Origin of the sequence: Paenibacillus sp. BJ-4 (assembly GCF_020404765.1) — a bacterium.
Taxonomy (GTDB): Bacteria; Bacillota; Bacilli; order Paenibacillales; family Paenibacillaceae; genus Paenibacillus.
The window spans coordinates 1-22,042 of sequence record NZ_JAIVEM010000023.1 but is presented as its reverse complement, the minus strand read 5'-3'; the positions used below and the strand labels follow the sequence as shown (position 1 = coordinate 22,042).

22 protein-coding genes and 1 pseudogene are annotated in these 22,042 nt (G+C 48.5%); 6 read left to right on the top strand and 17 right to left on the bottom strand.

From position 1 onward, the window contains the following. Positions 1-24: 24 nt before the first annotated feature. The 13 genes from LCF57_RS04690 to LCF57_RS04630 all read right to left on the bottom strand — a co-directional run bounded on the left by LCF57_RS04690 (position 25) and on the right by LCF57_RS04630 (position 12,796). Positions 25-585, bottom strand: a complete 561-nt coding sequence (locus LCF57_RS04690; protein ID WP_225999662.1) for a manganese efflux pump MntP family protein — start codon at positions 583-585, stop codon at positions 25-27. Between the two features lie 93 nt (positions 586-678). Continuing rightward, positions 679-1,881, bottom strand: coding sequence for an L-threonylcarbamoyladenylate synthase (locus tag LCF57_RS04685; protein ID WP_225999661.1), 1,203 nt, complete (start codon positions 1,879-1,881; stop codon positions 679-681). A gap of 232 nt (positions 1,882-2,113) precedes the next feature. Further along, positions 2,114-2,806 (bottom strand): stage II sporulation protein R, encoded by a 693-nt coding sequence (gene spoIIR / locus LCF57_RS04680; RefSeq protein WP_225999660.1) that lies wholly within the window; start codon positions 2,804-2,806, stop codon positions 2,114-2,116. 210 nt (positions 2,807-3,016) lie between these two features. Beyond that, complete coding sequence (locus tag LCF57_RS04675; protein ID WP_225999659.1) at positions 3,017-4,225, bottom strand: FtsW/RodA/SpoVE family cell cycle protein; 1,209 nt, start codon at positions 4,223-4,225, stop codon at positions 3,017-3,019. A gap of 231 nt (positions 4,226-4,456) precedes the next feature. Continuing rightward, on the bottom strand, positions 4,457-5,650 hold the full coding sequence (locus tag LCF57_RS04670; protein ID WP_225999658.1) for an FtsW/RodA/SpoVE family cell cycle protein: 1,194 nt from the start codon (positions 5,648-5,650) through the stop codon (positions 4,457-4,459). Positions 5,651-5,725: 75 nt separating this feature from the next. After that, entirely contained in the window at positions 5,726-6,625 is a 900-nt protein-coding gene (gene prmC, locus LCF57_RS04665) for a peptide chain release factor N(5)-glutamine methyltransferase (protein WP_225999657.1), read from the bottom strand. A 3-nt stretch (positions 6,626-6,628) separates the two neighbouring features. Beyond that, entirely contained in the window at positions 6,629-7,696 is a 1,068-nt protein-coding gene (gene prfA, locus LCF57_RS04660; protein ID WP_025718745.1) for a peptide chain release factor 1, read from the bottom strand. 330 nt (positions 7,697-8,026) lie between these two features. Continuing rightward, complete coding sequence (gene ychF / locus LCF57_RS04655) at positions 8,027-9,127, bottom strand: redox-regulated ATPase YchF (protein ID WP_225999656.1); 1,101 nt, start codon at positions 9,125-9,127, stop codon at positions 8,027-8,029. A gap of 132 nt (positions 9,128-9,259) precedes the next feature. Then, entirely contained in the window at positions 9,260-9,751 is a 492-nt protein-coding gene (locus LCF57_RS04650; RefSeq protein ID WP_225999655.1) for a GNAT family N-acetyltransferase, read from the bottom strand. Next, positions 9,748-10,848, bottom strand: a complete 1,101-nt coding sequence (gene fni, locus LCF57_RS04645; protein WP_225999654.1) for a type 2 isopentenyl-diphosphate Delta-isomerase — start codon at positions 10,846-10,848, stop codon at positions 9,748-9,750. Before fni ends, LCF57_RS04650 begins: the two co-directional genes overlap by 4 nt. A 239-nt stretch (positions 10,849-11,087) precedes the next feature. Continuing rightward, positions 11,088-11,579, bottom strand: coding sequence for a DMT family transporter (locus LCF57_RS04640; RefSeq protein ID WP_225999653.1), 492 nt, complete (start codon positions 11,577-11,579; stop codon positions 11,088-11,090). A 29-nt stretch (positions 11,580-11,608) separates the two neighbouring features. Further along, positions 11,609-12,313 (bottom strand): Crp/Fnr family transcriptional regulator, encoded by a 705-nt coding sequence (locus tag LCF57_RS04635; RefSeq protein WP_225999652.1) that lies wholly within the window; start codon positions 12,311-12,313, stop codon positions 11,609-11,611. A gap of 57 nt (positions 12,314-12,370) precedes the next feature. Next, on the bottom strand, positions 12,371-12,796 hold the full coding sequence (locus LCF57_RS04630; protein ID WP_225999651.1) for a DMT family transporter: 426 nt from the start codon (positions 12,794-12,796) through the stop codon (positions 12,371-12,373). Between the two features lie 248 nt (positions 12,797-13,044). On the opposite strand from LCF57_RS04630, the pseudogene LCF57_RS04625 reads away from it, so the two are divergent. Continuing rightward, positions 13,045-14,494 (top strand): annotated as a pseudogene (locus LCF57_RS04625) (phospholipase D family protein). Between the two features lie 37 nt (positions 14,495-14,531). On the opposite strand, the gene cls reads toward LCF57_RS04625, so the two are convergent. Further along, on the bottom strand, positions 14,532-16,043 hold the full coding sequence (gene cls / locus LCF57_RS04615) for a cardiolipin synthase (RefSeq protein ID WP_225999648.1): 1,512 nt from the start codon (positions 16,041-16,043) through the stop codon (positions 14,532-14,534). A 207-nt stretch (positions 16,044-16,250) separates the two neighbouring features. Between cls and LCF57_RS04610 the strand changes: the two genes are divergently transcribed. From LCF57_RS04610 to LCF57_RS04590, 5 genes are all read left to right on the top strand, one after another. Continuing rightward, positions 16,251-16,844, top strand: coding sequence for a TetR/AcrR family transcriptional regulator (locus tag LCF57_RS04610; RefSeq protein WP_225999714.1), 594 nt, complete (start codon positions 16,251-16,253; stop codon positions 16,842-16,844). 63 nt (positions 16,845-16,907) lie between these two features. Further along, on the top strand, positions 16,908-17,249 hold the full coding sequence (locus LCF57_RS04605) for a DMT family transporter (protein ID WP_225999647.1): 342 nt from the start codon (positions 16,908-16,910) through the stop codon (positions 17,247-17,249). Continuing rightward, positions 17,249-17,563, top strand: coding sequence for a DMT family transporter (locus LCF57_RS04600; protein ID WP_225999646.1), 315 nt, complete (start codon positions 17,249-17,251; stop codon positions 17,561-17,563). The genes LCF57_RS04605 and LCF57_RS04600 overlap by 1 nt, the downstream gene beginning before the upstream one ends. A gap of 14 nt (positions 17,564-17,577) precedes the next feature. Next, positions 17,578-18,510, top strand: a complete 933-nt coding sequence (locus tag LCF57_RS04595) for a 1-phosphofructokinase family hexose kinase (protein ID WP_225999645.1) — start codon at positions 17,578-17,580, stop codon at positions 18,508-18,510. Positions 18,511-18,854: 344 nt separating this feature from the next. Further along, positions 18,855-19,052 (top strand): DUF3592 domain-containing protein, encoded by a 198-nt coding sequence (locus LCF57_RS04590; RefSeq protein WP_225999644.1) that lies wholly within the window; start codon positions 18,855-18,857, stop codon positions 19,050-19,052. Between the two features lie 11 nt (positions 19,053-19,063). On the opposite strand, the gene LCF57_RS04585 is transcribed toward LCF57_RS04590, so the two are convergent. From LCF57_RS04585 to LCF57_RS04575, 3 genes are all read right to left on the bottom strand, one after another. Continuing rightward, positions 19,064-19,678 (bottom strand): LysE/ArgO family amino acid transporter, encoded by a 615-nt coding sequence (locus LCF57_RS04585; RefSeq protein WP_225999643.1) that lies wholly within the window; start codon positions 19,676-19,678, stop codon positions 19,064-19,066. A gap of 73 nt (positions 19,679-19,751) precedes the next feature. Then, positions 19,752-20,510: a molybdenum cofactor guanylyltransferase gene (locus LCF57_RS04580; RefSeq protein ID WP_225999713.1), complete on the bottom strand. Its 759-nt coding sequence runs from the start codon at positions 20,508-20,510 to the stop codon at positions 19,752-19,754. A gap of 142 nt (positions 20,511-20,652) precedes the next feature. Then, a partial coding sequence (locus LCF57_RS04575) for an S-layer homology domain-containing protein (RefSeq protein WP_225999642.1) occupies positions 20,653-22,042 on the bottom strand: 1,390 nt, incomplete at its 5' end.

Below are 22,042 nucleotides of genomic sequence, written 5' to 3'. Positions count from 1 at the left end.
TATTTTACACTGTCCACTCTAAAATCAAAACATAAACATAAAGCCAAACGCCAGCAATATAGCACCGCCCACGGCTTCTCCGTAATCTCCTAGATTGCGGCTGACCTTGCGGCCCACCAGCAATCCAAGCATTGCCATCGCACCTCCGAAAAAGCCAAACGCCAGAACACTCAGCACCAGATCACTCTGGAACATCCCCAGCGACACCCCTACAGAAAACGAGTCAATGCTCACCCCAAGTGCAAACAACAAGAGACCCAAAGGTGAACGATGATCCAATACTTGTACACCGTCCCCCTTGAAGGAACTATATACCATATGCCCGCCTAAAAGGATGAGTAACCCACCTGCAAAATAGGTCGTCACATGGCCCAGTAAAGAACTCATATAATGGCCTGTGAACATCCCCAGCAATGGCATCAGAATGTGAAAAAAGCCAATCACCGTGCTGATGCGCAGCACATCCCGCAGGCGTATCCCCTTCATGCCGATCCCTACGCCCAGCGATAACGCATCCATCCCCAGCGCTACTGCCATGATCAGAATCGTTACAACCTGCCCGACATGGGCAGAGGCTGACAGCATACTCCATCCCTCCATTATCCGTCCGTTCTTGTTAACGTTATGCGGACAAGGGGGAAAACAGTACAAGCATACAGTGGTTGTAGCTGTATATTGCTATAGACGAACGATTCGATGGCCTGCGGCTTTCAACAGGCGGTTCATAACGGCATCTCCCAGCCCATTGGGCGGACAGGCTTCCGACAAAATATAGGTGACACCGTCCTCATCGCAGCGGCGCAGCACGCCGTACAGGCGCTGCGCTGCCTCATGGAGCGCGTCCCGCTTGCCTAGCGTGTAGACGCGCTCTCCGGCATAGCTGGCAGCATGCTCGTCGAACGCGAGCACCGCCGTGCGCTCGCCGCGCGCGCGAGCCTCCGCCAGCGCAGCGCGAATCCAGCCCGCCACCTTATCGGGCGACGGGCCCTGCACTACACTCAAGCGGCCGCGTGGCGCGTAGTGCGTGTACTTCATGCCCGGCGAACGTGGTGCCGGGCTGTCGGCGTCCTCGCCGGGCGAAGCGGCGACCAGCGCCGGGTCCAGCGCGACCGCGCGAGCGACCGCAGCAAGCTGCTCGGACGTCACGCCGCCGGGGCGCAGGATGGTGACGGTTCCGTCGTCACCAGCCTGTACCACCGTAGACTCCAGCCCTACACCTGTGGGGCCACCGTCCAGAATGCCGCCGATGCGGCCCTCCAGGTCCTCCTGCACATGCTGTGCAAGGGTCGGACTGGGCCTTCCCGAGCGGTTCGCGCTTGGCGCAGCCAGCGGACAACCGGCTTCCGCGATTAAGCGCAGCGCTATCGGATGATCCGGCATACGCACGCCGACCGTGTCCAGCCCTGCTGTCACACGAGGTGACAGCGCCTGCGGCACCACCGGCAACACTAGCGTCAGCGGTCCCGGCCAGAACGCTTCCATCAGCGCCCGGGCCGTAGCGTTTATCTGGACTACCATGCCTTTCAATTGGACAGGGTCGGAAATATGTACAATGAGCGGATTATCGGAAGGTCGTCCTTTGGCGACAAACACCGCCTCCACCGCTGTTGTACTGCGCGCATCGGCACCCAGGCCGTAGACGGTCTCTGTAGGGAAAGCCACCGTGTCTCCCGCTTGGAGCAGCACGGCGGCCTCACGGATGCCTTTTTCCGCCGCAATCCGAGCCTGTCCACCTCCGTTTTCGCCGGAGATATCCTCTTCAGAAACCAAACATCTTACATCCCACCATTTGGTATGCGAAACCTCCGGCGCCTGCTTGGGCTTCTCCTTTTGTGCAAACTCTCCGTGCAAATCTTGTATTGGATTCGATTTATCGGTCATATCAGATCATCCCATATCTTATTGTCATACAGTCCGATTCATGTTGCTTGTTCCCAAAAAAGCCTACTTTGAAAACTCAACTGAATCGGCTCTGCCATGTATATATACTGTACATCCCATTATAGCATATGGGAAACTCGCAACCGTTCTTCTCTTCTCCGCAGCCTGCACGTATACCAACCACGAATAGGGAAAAGCAAACTGTACATCTATCTTTTGCAATTCACAAGGATTAGGCAAATAAGCCGCTTACCCAGCCCCACAACCCCGTAAGAGCATCCCACAGAAAGAAACGCACTTCCGGTTCCTTGCCATTCGCGTTCGTCTGACCGTCTCCACGATTCGCTTTTGCCGATACCGTTTGTGCCGCTGCTTCCCCACTGCCTGCATCAATAAAACACAATGGCGGAAACAGCACACACCACCAATTTTGCCCTTTGCCTTGTCCTAGTGTGACTCGAAGGGCCTCATAATTCCCTGCAGGATAGACAAGGCCACCATACATTTTCGTCGGAAAAGGAACGCTTGCCAGTTCCACCTGATGGTTATATGCAATACCGCGCCGAGCCAGCTCAGCACCTACCAAACGATCAATTTCAGGTAAGTGAGCGGCAATCAACTCTCTCGCTTGATTTAAGCTTTGCGGGTTTTCCAGCTTTCCCACCCACGCATTCATCTGCTGTACGATGGCATCCCGTATGTCACGTTTAACCAGCTGATCCTCTGGACGATCTGAATTGGCTAAGATACGCAGCCGGATGGAATCATGCGGAATCACTATCGCCCCTGTTGCTGTCATTCCTGACGTTATAGGACCTCTCGCTCCAGTGGTCATGGCAGCATCCGTTTTTTGGCCTTCCCAAGACATCATTAAGATCGAAATACAAAATAGGATCATGGCAGCTTGCTTTACCCAGCTTTTCATCTTTGTCCCCCCAAACCCAAACTCTATCATGTCTATCAGTCTGTCCGGTTTGGGAGAGTCTAAACCTATGAATCTCGTAAAATGTTTAGAGCAAAGATTTGTTTATGATCTGCGAATATGAAAAAGCCCAGATTTCGCAATCTGAGCCCTTCGTTGCACCGTTTTACTATATACAAATATCAATTCGTACCTTCTTACAATCCACGTACACTAAGCTTTTTTTGCCTTTGCCAAGCTCACTCTGGAAGGCTGTGGCAGATCATCCTCCAGCTCCTGACCATGAATCTTAATGCTCATAATGACGCCCATACTCGCCATGTTGATAATCAGAGAAGTCCCGCCGTAACTAATGAATGGCAGCGTAATCCCTGTCAGCGGCATGATATTGAGGAAAGCACCAATATTTTCAAAAATCTGATATAGCAGCATGGAGACAATTCCGACAATTATATATGGTCCTGACCGTTCCCGACACTCTAGCGCAATAACAATCATCCGGTAAATTAGAATAAAGTACAACACCAGCAATAGCGACGAACCAGTAAAGCCAAACTCCTCCGCCACTACAACAAAGATCGAGTCTGCATACGTATACGGCACACGCCCCGATTGAACTGAGCTACCTTTCGTAAATCCTTTACCCAGCATGCCACCCGAGGCTATAGCCAGCCTACCATTACCAGTCTGATATTTAGCATCTCTAGTGGCCTTCTCTGGAACCAGCCAAGGATCAAAGCGGTTAACCAAGTGAGGTTTTCCAATAGTATCAGATAAAAAATGTTTAGCCTGATCATGATAATGTGTGTACCAAAATATTCCTGAGCTGGCCGTTCCTGCTATGAGCAGTAAACCAATCAACGCATGAGCCATCTTTATATTTCCAATCCAAAACATTCCAAACATGATAATAATATAACTTAGTGCATTACCTAAGTCATTCTGAGCCAAAACAAGCACAAAAGGTAGAAAAGTGATCATACTAATCGGCACTACATCACGCCAGAAGAGCATTTGTGCTCTTTGCTTATTCCTACGCACTAATACATAGGCCATAAAGAGAACCAGGATTAATTTAAATAATTCCGCAGGCTGGATACTTAATCCCCCTATATCCAGCCAACCAGATGCATTATTCTTCTTTTCACCTGCAAAGATTGTTAACAAAAGTAGCAAAATCCCAAATCCATAAATATATAGGGAATGCCTTAGAAACAAGCGATAATCGAAAATACTTAGACCCAAAATCACAAGAAAACCAAGCACATAAAAGATAATCATTTTGATGTAGTCATTACCATGGCCCTGTCCTATTTTTTCGAAATAGATACCAGCACTGTATGTTGCAAATACACTAATGACCATCAACATCCCAAGGATGAAAATGATACCCGTATCCATCTTTTTCAATTTACGAAGCATAAGAATCCTCCAAATTAGGTAATCGACTACTCTCTTATTCTAAATCAATTATATAACAAATGGAAATTTCCTAGATGTGACAGGAAAATAATGTTTCTTAGAAAAGTCTATTTATTATTAATTTCATACCATTCAATACAAAAAAAGCCCAGATTTAATAATCTGGACTCTTTACATCTCATATTTTCTCCAACCATAAAAATCAAGTAACATCCGTTCAAAAGCACAGCTCTAGACCTTTTGCGCCTTCGCCAAGCTCACTCTGGAAGGCTGTGGCAGATCATCCTCCAGCTCCTGACCATGCACTTTAATACTCATAACCAAGCCAATACTGGCCATATTAATGAGCAACGACGTACCCCCGTAGCTGATGAACGGAAGCGTAATCCCCGTGAGCGGCATGATGCCCAGGAATGCGCCGATATTCTCAAAAATCTGATATAACAGCATGGACACAATACCCACGATAAGATAAGGTCCGGCACGATCACGGCATTCCAGCGCAATCAGAATCATTCGGTGAATCAAAATAAAATATAACAAGAGCAGCACCGAGGAGCCCACAAAGCCAAATTCCTCCGCTACGACCACAAAAATAGAATCCGCATACGTATAAGGAACACGCCCGGATTGAACCGAGGTTCCCTGCAAAAAGCCCTTGCCCATCATCCCGCCAGAGGCAATCGCCAGCTTGGCGTTCTTAGTATGATAAGATGCCTTCGCAGTCGCTTTTTCCGGTACCAGCCAAGGGTCCAGACGCTCTACCCAGTGACTGCGGCCAATCCCCTTCATAAAGGAATCAATCTCATCGTGAAACGAGATATAGGCTTTTAGCCCGCCACCAACAGCGACTGCAAATATGGTAAATCCGATCAGTGCATGGGATGCCTTCACATTCCCAATCCATAGCATACCGATGACAATAACGATGTATCCAAGTGCATTACCCAGGTCATTTTGTGCCATGACCATTGCAAAAGGGACAAAGCTCACCAGAGCGACTGGAAGTACATCCTGAACAAAATACAGCTTGCTTTTGCGCTTTTTGATCAACATATACGTCAAAAAAATGATAAGAACCAGCTTGAACACCTCAGCAGGCTGAAGGTTCAAACCACCGATTTTCAAGAAGCCCTGAGAGTTGTTAACCGTCCCGCCAAAAAAGCCGAGACCTAACAGGAATATTCCGCCTCCATATACATACAGTGCTTTTTTAATAAATATTCGAAAATCGACTACCGCTATACCCAAGATCGCCACAAAACCCAATATATAATATCCGATCATCTTCTGGTAGTCATTGCCGTGCTCCGCCAAGTTCGTAGGACCCCTGCCTGCGCTATATACCGTTATGATACTAATCGCCATGAGCAAAACCAGAATAAAGATAACCGGACCGTCAATTTTTTTTAATTTCTGAAGCATGATTTCCCCCTGAGCCGTTTCTCGGTCATACACCTCTTATTCTAAAGGAAAGACTCGCAAAAAGAAAATGGAGCACTACTCCGAGACGCCTAGGACATGTCGTTCAATGCCTGCAAGGTCCGGAACAATCAAGATTGTCTTCCAATGACCTGCCTGCTCTAGCAAAGCGGCCACGTCTCTGGCCTGTCCCATGCCCAGCTCGAAGCCGATCAGCCGGGGCGGAGCCTGAAGGAGCCCTAGCTGCTCCAGCATCGCCCGATACGGGCCAAGCCCGTCAGGGCCGCCATCCAGCGCCATACGCGGCTCATGATCGCGCACCTCCGGCTGCAAGCCAGCGATATCAGCAGCCGGAATATACGGCGGGTTGGACACGAGGATGTCTACTGCCGAACCCGCAAACGGCGTTAGCAAATCGCCCTCGCGGAATTCCACGGCTGCCCCGTTGGCCACTGCGTTACGGGCGGCCATTTCCAGCGCAGCAGCGGAAATATCCCCCGCTACTACGCGCCAGCGCGGTCGCTCAGCCGCCAGTGTCACGGCGATCGCACCGCTGCCCGTGCCGATATCGAGCGCCTGCGGAGCGCCGTTCGGCCACAAATGATCGCCGTGCTGGAGTATGGCCTCGACGAGCAATTCGGTCTCGGGGCGCGGGATTAGCACCGACGGTGAAACCGCAAACGGGCGGCCATAAAATTCCTGCCGTCCGATAATATACTGCGCCGGTTCGCCCGCTGCTTTACGGCTTATGAGCGCTTCCCACATCTCCTTGCCAGAGACAGGGAATGGATCAGCCAGCGCAGCGTAGAAGGCCGTGCCTTCCAGCCCAAGCACGTGCTCCAGCAACAGGCGGGCATTATGCTGCGGCTCCAGCACGCCACAGCTTCCTAAAAAAGAAGAAGCCTCAACTAAGGCTTCTCTGATACTCATGTTCTGCTCCGGCGACATTCGATATACACGATCACGTTCGTGTCCCACAGCTTAAACCCCTTGTTCCATCAAATCAGCCTGCTCCGCAATCGTGAGTGCCGATACGATTTCTTCAATCTCCCCGTTCATCACCTGATCCAGCTTGTGCACGGTCAAGCCAATACGGTGATCTGTTACACGACTTTGCGGGAAGTTGTAGGTACGGATGCGCTCACTGCGATCCCCAGTACCTACTTTGCTCTTACGCTCGCCTGCATATTTGGCTTCCTCTTCCTGACGCATCATATCCGAAATGCGAGCGCGCAAAACTTGCAGCGCCTTCTCCTTGTTGGAGTTCTGGGACTTGCCGTCCTGACAGGTTGCCATAATGCCTGTTGGCATATGCGTCACACGCACTGCGGATTTCGTCGTATTGACAGACTGACCGCCCGCACCGCTGGAACAGAATGTATCCACGCGGATATCCTTGTCTAAGATTTCGATATCCACTTCTTCTGCCTCAGGCATCACGGATACCGTGGAAGTAGACGTATGAATACGTCCGCCAGATTCCGTCGTCGGAATCCGCTGTACGCGGTGTGCGCCGCTTTCGAATTTCATTTTGCTGTAAGCACCGCGTCCGTTAATCATGAAAATAACCTCTTTAAAGCCCCCAAGGTCATTCATGTTCGCATCCATCAGCTCTACACGCCAGCCTTGAGTATCTGCGTAACGGGTGTACATACGGTATAAGTCCGCTGCAAACAGTGCGGCTTCGTCACCGCCCGCTGCACCACGAATTTCGATAATAACGTTCTTATCATCGTTCGGGTCCTTCGGCAGCAGCAAAATACGAATTTTTTCGTCCAGCTCCCGCTTACGGGCACTCAGCTCTTCAATCTCCATTTTGACCATTTCACGCATCTCGTCGTCCAGCTTTTCGCCCTGCATAGTTTTAGCAGCGTCCAGCTCTTCAACGACAGTTTTATATTCAGTATATGCTTCATAAGCAGGCTGTAAATCAGACTGTTCTTTGGAATAATCTCTAAGTTTTTTGCTATCGTTCGCCACATCCGGATCGCAGAGCAGTTCGCTCAGTTTATCGTAGCGGTCCGCCAATGATTGCAATCGGTCCAACAAGCGATTCACCTCTTCAGTTAAATTAATATGAAACCAGCTTCAAATTCACTGGCTACAGCTCTTTATTATAACAACTAATCGATTAATTAGCTACAAAAAATACTTGCTAATTTAGGATTTTGCAAAAATTCCGCAAATCTATTGAGTCGAGTCCACAAAATTCTGAATGAATTGAATGACAAACTCTAATAAGAAAAGAAATGTGAACCAAATAAAAAGCCGCCGCCCTGAACAGGCAGCGACTACGTAATTAGCACATGCAGGAAACACATATACATTAACCCAATAAGTTTATATATCAACACCGGGTGCTATACACTTAAATGCATGCTAAACATTAAAACGGAAATGCATAACGTCTCCGTCTTGCACCACATATTCCTTGCCTTCCAAACGAAGCTGACCACGTTCCTTAGCCCCGTTCATAGAGCCGGCAGCGACCAAATCATCGTAGGATACAACCTCGGCGCGAATAAATCCGCGTTCAAAATCCGAGTGGATTACGCCCGCAGCGCCTGGTGCTTTTGTTCCTTTATGGATAGTCCATGCACGTACTTCCTGCACACCTGCTGTGAAATACGTATACAGTCCCAACAAGCGGTAAGCTGCTTTGATCAGACGGTTCAGACCGGATTCAGTCAGTCCCAGCTCCTCAAGGAACATCGCCTTATCTTCGCCTTCCAGCTCGGCAATTTCAGACTCTACTTTAGCACTGATCGGTACCACTTCTGCATTTTCTGCAACAGCAAATTCACGTACCTTTTGCACATATGGATTGCTGTCGGCTTCTGTTACACCATCTTCACTGACATTAGCCGCATACAGTACAGGCTTCATCGTGAGCAAATGAAGATCGCGTACAATCAGCTTTTCGTCTTCTGACAATTCTACGCTACGCGCAGGTTTGTCAGCATACAGCGATTCCTTGATCCGTTCCAGCACTTCAACCTCTTGGGCGTATTGCTTGTTGCCGCCCTTCATGTTTTTGCGGGAACGCTCAATGCGCTTGTCTACGCTTTCGATATCAGCCAGAATCAGTTCCAGATTAATAGTCTGAATATCGCTGATTGGGTCAATTTTGCCGTCCACATGGGTAATATTCTCATCTTCAAAGCAACGCACCACATGTACAATTGCATCCACTTCGCGAATATGAGCCAAAAACTTGTTACCCAGACCCTCACCCTTGCTGGCGCCGCGTACAAGCCCCGCAATATCAACAAATTCAAAAGCCGTTGGCACCGTTTTGTTCGGTACTACCAGCTCAGTCAGCTTATCCAGCCGCTCGTCCGGTACTTCAACGACCCCTACGTTAGGGTCAATTGTACAAAATGGATAGTTTGCGGATTCCGCCCCCGCCTGCGTTATTGCGTTAAACAGTGTTGATTTGCCCACGTTCGGCAGACCCACGATCCCCGCTTTTAAAGCCATAATCAGAACAACTCCCGTTTATATAAAATATGCGTTTTACCATCTGTTAGTTTACCAACCCACATTATATAGGAGAACCTATACATGCGGCAAGCATACGGCTGTGGATTTAGGATTTTGCTGTATTCCTGCTTAGATTTCTTTGCTCATCTGGATATCCGTAACCCGATAGCCCGACTTGCGGTATACATGCAAAGCTCGCTCATTATGCCCGAATACGTGCAGACCGATGCGAACCGCGCCCAGCTTGCGAGCTTCCTGTTCCAATGCCTCCATCGTCAACGTACCCAGACCCTGTCCCTGATATGGATCGTAAATGAGAATATCCAGCAAAAAAGCTTCTCTGCCTTGCGTTCCATCTGTAATATTGAACCAAATATATCCCGCTTCCTCTGGGCTCTGAGCAGCACTTCCTGAATACTCAATCATGTACAGGTGAGCATGGGGTGTATCCAGTCTTTGCGGTAAGTATTTGGCGAAGCTTTCCTTTGCCCGCTCCGGTGCTTCTTCTATCGACCACGTGCCTGCTTGGATTTTCTCCTCCGCGTAATCCGCGAGCGAGCGCTGCTCAAAGCGTTCATACTGCTCTGCGTTCATCGGAACCAATGTGATGAATCCACTCATTCGTTCGCCTTCTTTCTTAGTCGAGTCGTGTCTTTAAGACCATCAATCCCATCTACTCCGATGCCAAACATGACTGTACGCAATTCCAGCTCCACCTGCTCCAATCGCGCTTCCAACGCCTCGCTAGAAGCGACCGCCGAGCCAAGCAAGGAGCGTCCGAAGCCTGCTATATCAGCCCCCAAAACAAGTGCCTTTGCAGCATCAACACCGTCTCTCAATCCACCGCTGCCGATCAGAGCACCATTGGGCTGTGCGGCTCTGACTTCTACGATACAATCTGCGGTGGAATTACCCCAATCCGCAAACGCTTCCGCCGCCGCACGGCGTACAGGATCGGGATTACGGAATTTTTCCACCTGGCTCCAGCTTGTACCGCCTGCACCAGCAACATCAATAAAAGCTGCACCCGCATCATACAGTCTCGATGCCGTCTCGCCATCAATGCCCCAGCCTACTTCCTTGACTCCTACAGGCACTGAAAGCTGACGACACAGCTCCTCAATACGCCCAAGCAGACCGCTAAAATCCAAATTCCCTTCAGGTTGGAAAATCTCCTGCAATCCGTTCAAATGCAGTACTAACATGTCAGCTCCGGCGATTTCCACAGCACGACGACAATCGTCCACACCAAATCCGTAGTTCAGCTGCACTGCCCCCAGATTGGCAAAAATCGGTATGCTGGGTGCCAGACGGCGAACCGCAAAGGTTGAAGCCAGCTCTTCCCTTTCCACCGCAGCCCGTACCGAGCCGACTCCCAGTGCCCAGCCCCGCTTCTCAGCTATCTCTGCTAATCGCTCATTGATCGCTCCCGTCTCGGCGCTGCCGCCTGTCATGGAGCTTATGAGCAGCGGAGTGCGCACAGTGCGCCCCAGAAAGGCAGTATTCAGACGCACCTCGTCAAAATGCAGCTCAGGTAGTGCGCAGTGCTTAAAGGCATACCGCTCCAGCCCACTAGTGATGCCTTGCCCCGCCACATCTTCTTGCAGACAAAGTCGGACGTGTTCAATCTTCCGTTCACCTGTCCGCGCAGCAGGCAACAAGGAGCCGATCCTGCCGGAACCGTCAGGTGATCCTTTTTTATGTTCTGCATTGCTCATCTATGTCCACCTCATCCAAGTCGCTCTGTTTATTAGTATCGAGTTCGAGAAGCACAAATAAGACCGTTCCCGAACACGGTAACCGATCTGTTTATGGTCTCCTGTATCAAAGCCTTTAAAGGCGCCAATTTAAGATATCTTCATTGTATCATGGATGGAAAAATATATACATCACAAAAACCGCTCCCATTGAAGGGGCGGCTTTTTTTCTTATCCTATCCATTCGCGTCTGCTTCAATTCATCCCTCCAGCGAGTCAGGTACAGACGCAATGTTTTCTTGTTGTTCCTTTGTACGCCCTTGGCCAAACTTGAATACCAAAATACCACCGATAATAACCAGCACTCCGATCAGCTTGTTAAAGGTGAATGGAATCTTTTCCAGCCCCAGCCAGCCTAACGAATCCCACAACAAAGCGGTACCTAATTGTGCCGTCAATACAACTGAGATCGCATAGGTTGGGGCAAGCCGCTTCATACCTTGTACCAGACAGAACACAACGCCGACACCAATCATTCCACTGAACCAGTACCACAACTGCATATGCTGCAAAGTAAATGTATTTTTTCCTTCAAAAATAAGGCTTCCAAGCAAGGAGGCTAGGAAACCTGTTCCCAGCACCAAGGTGGTTGTAGCCCATGAACCCGTCCGCTCATTCACTTTATTATTGAATATCGTTTGCAGACTGACCAGAGCCCCCGCAATTACCGCCAATACAATCCCTAATAACATAATACCAACTCCCCTGATGATCCTTTGATTTATAATGATTCGTAAATATTATGGCCTGCCAGTTCGCTTAAACCTTGTCTGTCCCGAATGACAATGTAGCCTTTTGTCCGCTCAACCCATCCATCCTCAATCATCTTGCGAATGACGCGATTAAGATGCCTATAGCTGGTACCAATCAGATTCGCTACATCTACCAGACTGGATACCCGTAATTCTTCATGAAAAACAGAATCCGATTCTTCAAAAGAAACGGATAGCAGGTAGCTCGCCAGTCTGACTTCCACGGGATACATGAGATTGAAGTTGGAAAAGTCGGAGTCCAGGCAAAACTTTCGCGTGACAACATCCAGTAAAAATTGCAGTAAAGGAGCATAGCCTCTTCCGTATTTATGCATCCATTGATGGTGGATACCAATCACATAGATGGGAGACACCGCCTCTACCGTGTTAATGACTTGACTACCGCGAATATATTCAACATCACCAATGACCTCGATTGGTTTTTTGAAGCAGAGAATCAGTGTCTTGCCTTCTGTAGAGCTGGTATAAATCTTGACCTTGCCCTGCACCAATATGTACAGATATTCAATAGTATCCCCCTGCACACAGAGCTTTTCCCCTTGTTCTAGACGATGCAACGATAAATGAGGACGCAGTGGCTCATAGAGTATGGATTCCAATTGATGGAGTTGCAAAAAATGATGCAGTTGCTCTTGGTCCTGAATTTCTCTCATTGCTAAGCTCTCCTTCAATTTCTACGTTCTGGACTTATTCAACGAATGAAGTTCTAGTTAGAGCTTCAAAATAATCACACCCGCAATCATCATCCCAATGCCTATAAATTGTGGCAGCTTCATTTTTTGCTTCATTAGACCAAACCATCCCCTGATATCTGCCAGGAAGGTTAAACACAACTGGGAAATCAACAAAGCCGAAATCGTGAACGTTACCCCGATATGTTGAATAGCCGTAACTTCACTGAAAATAATAATAGCTGCAAACGCACCGCCCCAGAGATACATCGGCTTTACCTGCTTCATTTCGGCTACACGGCCGTCCCGTGTAACCATCCAGACCAAGGCTGCCAAAATAAAGCCTGTTAATTGAGTAACCGTGGCCGCCTGCCATGTACCAATATCATGACTAACTCGTGTATTCGCCACCCCTTGCAGCGTAATGCAAGCGCCTCCTAGGAAAGCAAACAAAATTCCTCTCATCAATAGTTATTCTCCCCGTGTAAATGACGTTTTTATATATTAAATTATAGGCTAGGCTTCCTATAAAGGACATATGTCCTTAATCTTTTCATTTCAATTCGTTCCCGCATCCGCTTCAATTCTGTGGACTTGCGTTAATAACTAGACAGTGTTCAATCATAATCATAATTTGCATGTTCTGACACGATGGAATGGAATGCAGGATTTAATGGAGGAGTTGACCGCCGCATGGATAAACAGAAAACAAAATCCGGCCAAAAAGCCGTATTATAAAAATCAGCATTCTGCTACTTATCCTGTGGCTGATTGCCGTAATGATCTATCAGACCCACAAGCCGTTGCCCCCTCTCGTGTCTTATGAATCTCAGGAATATTCAACCAACGAGGTGAACTTCTGGACAGATTTGACCTACCGTAGCAAGGATGGAAACGCTGCACAGCATGAAGGGCAGATTTTGAACCGTATGCACAAAATTATTGATGAAGCCCGGCAATTTATTGTCATTGACCTGTTTTTGTTCAACGATTACAAACATAAAGGCCAGCGATTCCCCGAAGTCAGCGCACAAATGGCCGATCTTTTGATTGCCAAAAAGAAGGCTCATCCCGATATGCCTATCTTTTTCATTACGGATGAAGTCAATACCAACTACAATTCAGCCCCCAATCCTTTGTTGGAGAATATGAAACGAGCAGGAATTCAAGTTGTGTTGACCGATGTAGACCCGCTCCGGGATTCCACGCCCATGTATTCTGCGGTGTGGCGCACCTTTTTCCAGTGGTTCGGACAGCAAGGCACAGGCTGGATTCCCAACCTGATGGCCAGTGACGGACCTGACGTTACAGCACGCTCCTATCTCAAGCTGTTAAACGTCAAGGCCAATCACCGAAAATTGGTTGCCAGTGAACAGACAGCGCTTATCTCTACAGGCAACGTTCACGATGCCAGTGCATATCACTCCAACGTGGCGCTGGAGGTGAAGGGTCCCATCATCGGTGACATTTTACAAGCGGAGCAGGCAGTACTGGACTTCTCGGGCGGCGGTCAACTTCCTGCCTATAAGCCACAGACGAAAGTCTCCACTCCATCGGGTCAAGACAGCTACCGGATCAAATATCTAACCGAAGGCAAAGTATATAACTCGGTTTTGGACGAGATTAGGCAGACGAGGAATGAAGATAGCATTCATATGGGGATGTTCTATTTGGCTGACCGCAAGGTGTTGAACAGCCTGCTTGACGCTTCCGCACGCGGTGTGAGCATTCAATTGCTGTTGGACCCCAAACAAAATGCGTTTGGCCAAGAAAAAATAGGCATTCCCAATCGTCCGGTTGCTCAGGAGCTGTCTCAAAAATCGGAGGGAAGCATTCAAATCCGCTGGTATAATACGACCCACGAGCAATACCATACCAAAATGATTTATATTGCCAAAGCACAAGGGGATCATATAATTTTAGCTGGGCTCTACAAATTTGACCCCGCGCAATTTGGATGATCTGAATTTGGAAAATGAATTGTGGGTGGCCGCTCCGGTGGACAGCAAGCTGACCCGACAGGTTGCGGCCTATTTTGATAAGCTATGGAATAACCAAGGGGAGGAATACAGTCTGGATCTGGCAGCTTACGAGGATCATTCAACGTTTTGGAAAGATATCTTATACCGTCTACAGGATATATTGGGCTTTACCACATTTTAAAAACAGGATCATCCTGTAACGGCTTGATCTACTCATCCTACAAGAGTGGTGAAAGCAACCGCGCAAGTGATTCCATCAAGCGTTTGAACAGACGCTTTTTCATAAATTCCTCGCGCACGATTAAACTGGCAGACTGCAAGTCCCGTTCGTAATCTTTCACCATCTGCTGTACACTGTGCGTTTGAATCAACAGGGCATTTACTTCAAAGTTCAAATGGAAGCTGCGCATATCCATATTGGCTGTTCCGATGGTCGCAACCTCGCCGTCAATAATGAGCAGCTTGGAGTGAAGAAAACCTTTTTCATACTCATATACCTTTACCCCAACTTCCAGCAGCGATTGAAAGTACGAATGGGACGCGAGAAACGGCAGCCACTTGTCCGGTTTCGCAGGAAACAGAATGCGCACATCCAGGCCAGATAAAGCGGCCATCCGTAGGGCAGTCAAAATATCCTCGTCTGGGATAAAATAGGGAGTGGCGAGCCAGACCGACCTACGGGCGGACGTGATCATGGAGAAGAACAGATTTTTGAGCACTCTCCGCTCATTATCCGGACCGCTGGCAATAATCTGCACCCCCCCGTCTGTAATCGGTTCAATATTGGGAGACAGATATTCCTTATCCAGCACCGATTCGCTCGTCATATGAAGCCAGTCCTGCAAAAATATAAGTTGCAGCGTCCGTACGGCCTCACCCTTCACAATCATGTGCGTGTCACGCCAAAAGCCATAGGCTTTATTGCGACTAAGATACTCATCCCCTACATTCAGACCGCCAATCAATCCGATATTGCCGTCAATGACCACGATTTTACGGTGATTGCGGTAATTTACCCGGCTGGAGAAGAACAAAATCCGTGCGCCGCCGTATGCAACGACCTCTACTCCCGCATCTCTCATCTCCTTCAAAAATGCCTTTGACAACTGAATGCTGCCCACCGCATCGTACATAAACCGAACCTTGACGCCTGCTTTAGCTTTTTCGATCAAAATTTTCTGAATGCTGGTGCCGATATCATCCGACCGGAAAATGTAATATTCCATATGGATATGATGCTGCGCCTTGCGCAGCTCTTCCAGCAAAGTGGAGAAGGTTTCATCTCCATTGTTCAGAATTTGAGTTTCCGTTGCAAAATAAATCGGGGAACGGGCCAGTCTGCGAGCCAAACGCATCAACTGCTGCTGCTCATCTGTAAAGCAGGTCAGATCGCGTTTGACATGCATGGCATCCTTTTCAATCCGCTCATAAGCCTGTTGGTCACGCAATGCCTTTTTGTCATACTTGCGCCGTTTGAAAACATTTTGCCCAAACAAAAAATAAAGAGGAAGTCCAACAACTGGCAGCAAAGCCAGAAGTAAAATCCAGGACATCGTGGTGGAAGGATTACGATTCTCCGAAAAAATAATCAGACTGATGGAGATAACCGTCAAGGTAGAAAAGATACTGATGACGGTCCCTTCATTTGTGCCGATGTAATTAAACAATCCAAAATAATAAATAATAAACACCAGAACCGCGATCAACACGGCCAGCAAACTTCGCCTCATAACCAACCTCACTTCCAATGGACTGCATTTGACAGGTATTCTTCATTATATTGTACATGAGCCCCTTATTTCTTCCCACTTTTTTATTAAAAATGATGATAAAAAATGAGTCTGGAGGAAAGCAGCGTACAAAACTGGACCCGTGAGGTTGCTACTTATTTTTTTCCGTGCAAGAATAAACTAACGAACGTTAGGTAGGTGAGAGAAATGGGAATGGAAGAAATTTATAAATCCGCTCTAAGTCAATTCGCCACCCATGGATACGAAGGAGCTTCCATGGGCAGTATTGCCACTGAGGTTGGTATTCGAAAATCGTCTATATATGCGCATTTTAAAGGCAAGGACGATTTATTTTTACAGGTGGTGAAGTATGCTTTTCAAAAGCAAACTTTACGTATTTTTAGATACTTTTCAGATCGCGAAGATACACCGCTGGAGCAAACACTGCACAGCTTCCTGATCTGGATGGGACAGGAATATGAGAGTAGCAAAACGGCCAAGTTCATGTTGCGTGTCCTCTTCTTCCCGCCCGTGTCTTTGTGTAACAAGATTGTAGATATCGCCAATCCCTTTCTGGAAAGTATGGATCAACAATTAATCCGCCTGCTGCGAAACGCTCGGCATAAAGAACCCTTTGGTCACATGGAGCCTGTGGATGTCGCTCAATCCTTCATGACACTATTGGACGGAATTATGGTGGAACTGTTGCACAGTGGAAGCATCAGCTACCAACGAAGGCTGAACATTGCGTGGCCTGTTTTTTGGCGTGGGATTACATTAATCCAATCTCATGAAGCGTGAAGAAGAAGAAAGATAATGGCTATCATTTTGGCAATTAATCATATTAAAAGGAGAGCATTCATCATGAATCGCAGTTGGACTTATGTTTTTGTCGGCGCCCTTATTGAGGTCGTATGGGTATCAGGCTTGAAGCACGCTGATTCTGTACTCGCCTGGATTATAACCGTGCTGGCTATCGCAACCAGCTTTTATTTGATTATAAAGGCTGCTAACCGTTTGCCTGTCGGCACGGTGTATGCCGTATTCACCGGACTGGGTACAGGTGGCACCGTTGTAAGTGAAATGCTGATATTCGGGGAACCGTTTCAATGGTCCAAAACGCTGCTAATCGCACTTTTGCTGGCAGGCGTAATTGGCCTGAAACTAGTGACTGACCGTGGTGCTCAGGAAGGAAGTGACGCATAATGGCTTGGCTTGCATTGGTTATGGCAGGATGTTCGGAAGTATTCGGAGTCATCGGTATGAAGGGAATTACAGTTGGCAAGGGATGGAAGTCTTTAATGCTTATGGTCGTATCCTTTGTTCTCAGCTTTTCGTTACTCAGCTACGCAATGAAGAGTCTGCCTATGGGAACTTCTTATGCGGTATGGACAGGTATCGGAACGGTAGGCAGCACGATTGTAGGCATGTTTTTGTACGGTGAGCAAAAAAGCGTACTGCGTGTCCTGTTCATCGCCATGATTCTTGCCGCAGCTCTGGGATTAAAGCTGATTTCCTAAAGGAGTGATGTTTTGTGATTACGACCGTAACGCTTAACGCAGCTGTAGACAAAATCTATACGGTTGCAGGCTTCGGCTTGAATGCCGTCCACCGCATCGAAGGCGGTCTGACGGTTCCGGGCGGCAAGGGCGTGAATGCCGCCCGCGTCATTCGCACACTGGGGGAGCCTGTGCAGGCGACCGGATTTGTCGCCGGACACACCGGACGGCTGCTCATCGACGGATTGAGCGCGGAAGGCGTGAGCGCCGATTTCATCGAAGCCGCTCACGGGGAAACCCGTCTCGCCATTACCGTGCTCGACCCGTCCACGAACGCGCAGACCGAGCTCATCGAGAGCGGCCCGACCATCGGACCGCTGGAGCTGGCCGCGCTGCGGCGCAAAATCACGGCCCTTGCCGCCGACTCGGCTTGGGTCGTATTCTCGGGCAGTCTGCCCCCCGGCTGCCCATCAGATCTGTACGCCGAGCTGTGCACGCTGGCGAAGGCGCGCGGCGCACGGGTGGCGCTGGATGCGAGCGGCGAAGCACTGCGCTTGGGGCTGCACGGAAAGCCCGACCTCGTGAAGCCTAACGAGGTCGAGGCCGCCCACTTCGCTGGCATCGACGCCGCACGCCCGGATGCCGCTGAAGCGGCGGCAGCGCAGCTGCTTGAGGCCGGAGCGCAGCTGGTCGTCATTTCGCTCGGCGCACGCGGGGCGCTGGCGGTGACTCGCGATGCACGCTACCGCGTGAGCCTGCCGCACGCGGACATCGTCAGCGCGCTCGGCAGCGGTGACGCCATGGTCGCCGGGCTGGTCACCGGCGCGGCAGCGGGACTGGAACTCCCTGCCATGCTAAGGCAGGGAGCGGCCTGCGGTACGGCGGCAGCTTTGCACGCCATGGCCGGCAAGATTGAGCTCCAGGACGTGAAGCATCTGGAGCAAGGCATTACGGTGACGCTGTTGTAATCAGCGTCACTTTTTTATTCCATTTAACTTGTTTAATGCATCGAATATACTTTGTCCCCAATGCCGCCGTTCTCTCACGGACTTACAACAAAACTCTGTAAATGGTGAGGTTATTGAATTTATCGAAGATGTTGATTTTGATATGTCCTCAGCGAACAAAAAATAATCAACGTAGTCCGATATTCCGATATATGGATTAACGTGTTATTGTTGGTTTCATTTTATACGCATATTGAGGTCTATGTTGATGTCGTTCCCTTTGACCGTGATGACCCGGTAGATACCAGCTACACCCGCCGATTAAAAATACGTTTCTATACGGTTTCAGGTGAATCTGTGAAATTTTGGAATATTATAACACCAATCTAAGCTTCAATCGGGTTGGCAGCAAAATGAATGTATTATACAATCCGGCAAACCCTCGGGACGCCCAAATTGCTGGCGGTGTAAATGGGGCAGGCTGCCTTGCCTTTATGCTGTTTATGATCGGTATTCCCTTCGCTTTGAGCGGGGTATTCGTAATATTGAAGCTTTTCTTCTAACAAGGTTTGAATCACATACTGGTGATAAAATTGATAGCCATATAAATAGCCAGACCTAAAATAATCAGTGCCGATATTTTATTGAGCATCGTGCCGAACCTTCCTTCTGAATCCATACGTCCTACGAGACGTCCAGCCATTGCCAGACTGATAAACCATATCCACGATACTGACACGGCGGCCAGGCCGAAAGCCCAGCGTTCTCCACCGTCATATTGGAGCGAGCTGGTTCCAATAACGCCAACGGTGTCGAGAATGGCATGTGGATTGAGTAAGGATACTGAAGCGGCAAAAACGACCTGCTGTTTTGGAAGCATAGGCTGGCTTTCTCCCGAAGAAGCTGCCTCTGATCTCCAAAGGGTCCAGGCCATGTACAGCAAAAACAAACAGCCTGTCGCATAGAGCACATTTGTGAGCCATAGAAACCGTTGCAAAACAAGGGATCCCCCCCCAACCGCAAGCGTGATCAGGATTGTGTCACAAACACCCGCCGTAATGACGACAGGCAGTGCATTGCGAAACCTCGACTGGGACGCCCCCTGATTAAACACAAATACATTTTGCACTCCCAAAGGCAAAATCAACCCCAGTGCCAATAAAACGGCATGGATAATAGCTCCCAGCATGTTATGTACTCCCCCCAATCATTACATATCTTCTCTCTCATTTTCCGCTACTCCCTTCCTGTCCTTGATGTGATTATCGTTCAGAATTTCCTCGATTTTCTGGTTTTCTACACGCCTGTACCTCTTGTGCACGCTCCAATTGCTTCAAGATAAGCTGATAGTCATGCGGATAGTTCATGTTGAACACAGCTTGCTTCCACATGTCTAAGCTCGCACCCGGCCATTCGCCCGCTGTCTCATAACGAACGTTCAGGGAATTCAGCCAGTCAAGCAGACGAAGGCGACCACTAAGCAGACATTGTTCGGCAGACGGGAGCACACTTCGATGATAGAAGCCTAGCAACGGATGTATACGTCCATCTACAGAGGCGATCACTGCCTGTAATGCTGACTTCGTGGGTTGGGGCAACAAGAAATTTTCAGCCCATGGTTCTTGCGCTTCTTGCACTTGTTGCTTCCTATGTTCACTGGTTGTTTCTTGCGCCGCTGCCCCGTTCGTTACGTGAGCAAGCAAAGCATGCAATATCTCAGGCTGCACAAAGGGCATATCACAGGCTACGACGATTCCCCATTCCGTTGTGGAAGCAGAAAGCCCTGCATGAATGCCGCTCAAAGGACCCAAGCCGGGATATAGGTCTGCCGTCGTTTCCAGCTCAAGTCCTCTATACTGCTGTGTATTTCGAGTCACTACAATAACCCGTCCCGCAACTTTCCCCAGCACAGCAGCTATTCTCTCCAGTACCGTAACTCCTCCAAGCTGGAGCAGCGCTTTGTCCTGTCTCATCCTGCTAGAACGTCCACCTGCCACGATAATTCCAGTCACCTCCACCATTACCATCTCAACTCCTTTTACGCTAGACAAAATCTATCATTAAACAGGGATAGCTCTAATAATAGCATCTATATAAAGCATAAAAAATGGCGATCCACCTGGACCGCCAAAAAAAGTATTTATTCGTCTAATTCATTGTTTTTTAATTTGTAAATTTAATAAGTTGCAAAAATCGTTTTAATATCGAGGTCGCTTCCACCCGGTTCGCCTGCTGTTTGGGAGCAAGTAATCCTGGAGTTACGCCTTTGATTAAGCCTTGCTCTGTGGCCTGTGCCATAGCCTCTTGGGCCCAAGGAGAAACAGTCGAAGCATCACTGTAAATCTCTTTATATTTCTCACTAGCAGAACCGGCATTCAGAGTCTGAACGTAATGTGCAGCCTTTTCGGTAATGACCGCGATCTCCTCGCGTGTAATCAGCTTATCTGGCCCAAATGACTGATTACCGTAACCACGGATTAGACCAGCTTCCATCGCAGCACCAACACTACCAGCATACCAAGTATTTTCTTTCACATCTGTAAAATGCTCTGTTAACGGCTTCTCCTGCATACCGAGCCCACGCACAAGCAGTGCCACAAATTCAGCTCTTGTTACAGCCCGATTCGGTTCAAAAATATCAGGCTGGACACCTTTGACAATCAGCTTGTTTGCCAACATCTCCACATCTTTTTGCGCCCAATGATTCTCCAGATCCTTAAACTTTTTGTCTGTCGAGACTACAGCATAAATGCTGTTATGATTTGACTTGATGATTGCCTCCGTTTGTCCATTCACATTCCGGATCAACACGGGAACAGACGACAACGCACCTGTCTTAGGATCGAACCATACGGCTGCTACATGCTCAGGATCAACTTCATGATCCAGAATCAATTTCCGTTCCACGTAGTGCCCGAAAAATTCAGTGATCTCTTGATTTCCAGCCATAAGCTTAAAATCAACCGGGTTTACCACAACACCCGCTAACCCCGTGTCAGCAATAGCTTGCCGTACTTGTGTTCTGTTTTCACCTGTCAACACTGAAATTTCGACGATCAGATTGTCTTCAGGATATAATGAGACCAATTTGTCGACCAGTTCACTAGAAAGAGTAAACTGTGCTACTGCTGTGCGAATGCTAATCGGTACCTTTGTATTTCCTTTTTCATATTCTTTTAAAAAGGCAGTAGGTATACTCACTTTTGCTGCTTTATTGTATCCCGAGGCATCGACGATCAGCTCTTTCTGCTCACCGATTGTAACATTCAGAGCTTGACTAGCGTCACCATCATTCAACCTAATAAGTTGAATTGCGCTGCTCTTATCGGATGTTGTCTTAGCGTCTGTTAATACGGCACCAGCCTTGCTCTCTGTTTGGGAAGCAGCAGACGAGGTATCCTGATCAGATGTTTCTTTATCCTTAGAACGATGTGAGCGTTCATCTTGTGTACGGAATGTCCAGTCCTGCGGCGTATGCATTCCCGCATACGGGTTCATCGCCGAATCCGTCAGTGCTCCCGAAGTGATTTCCACATAGTAAGGCTTCCCTTCT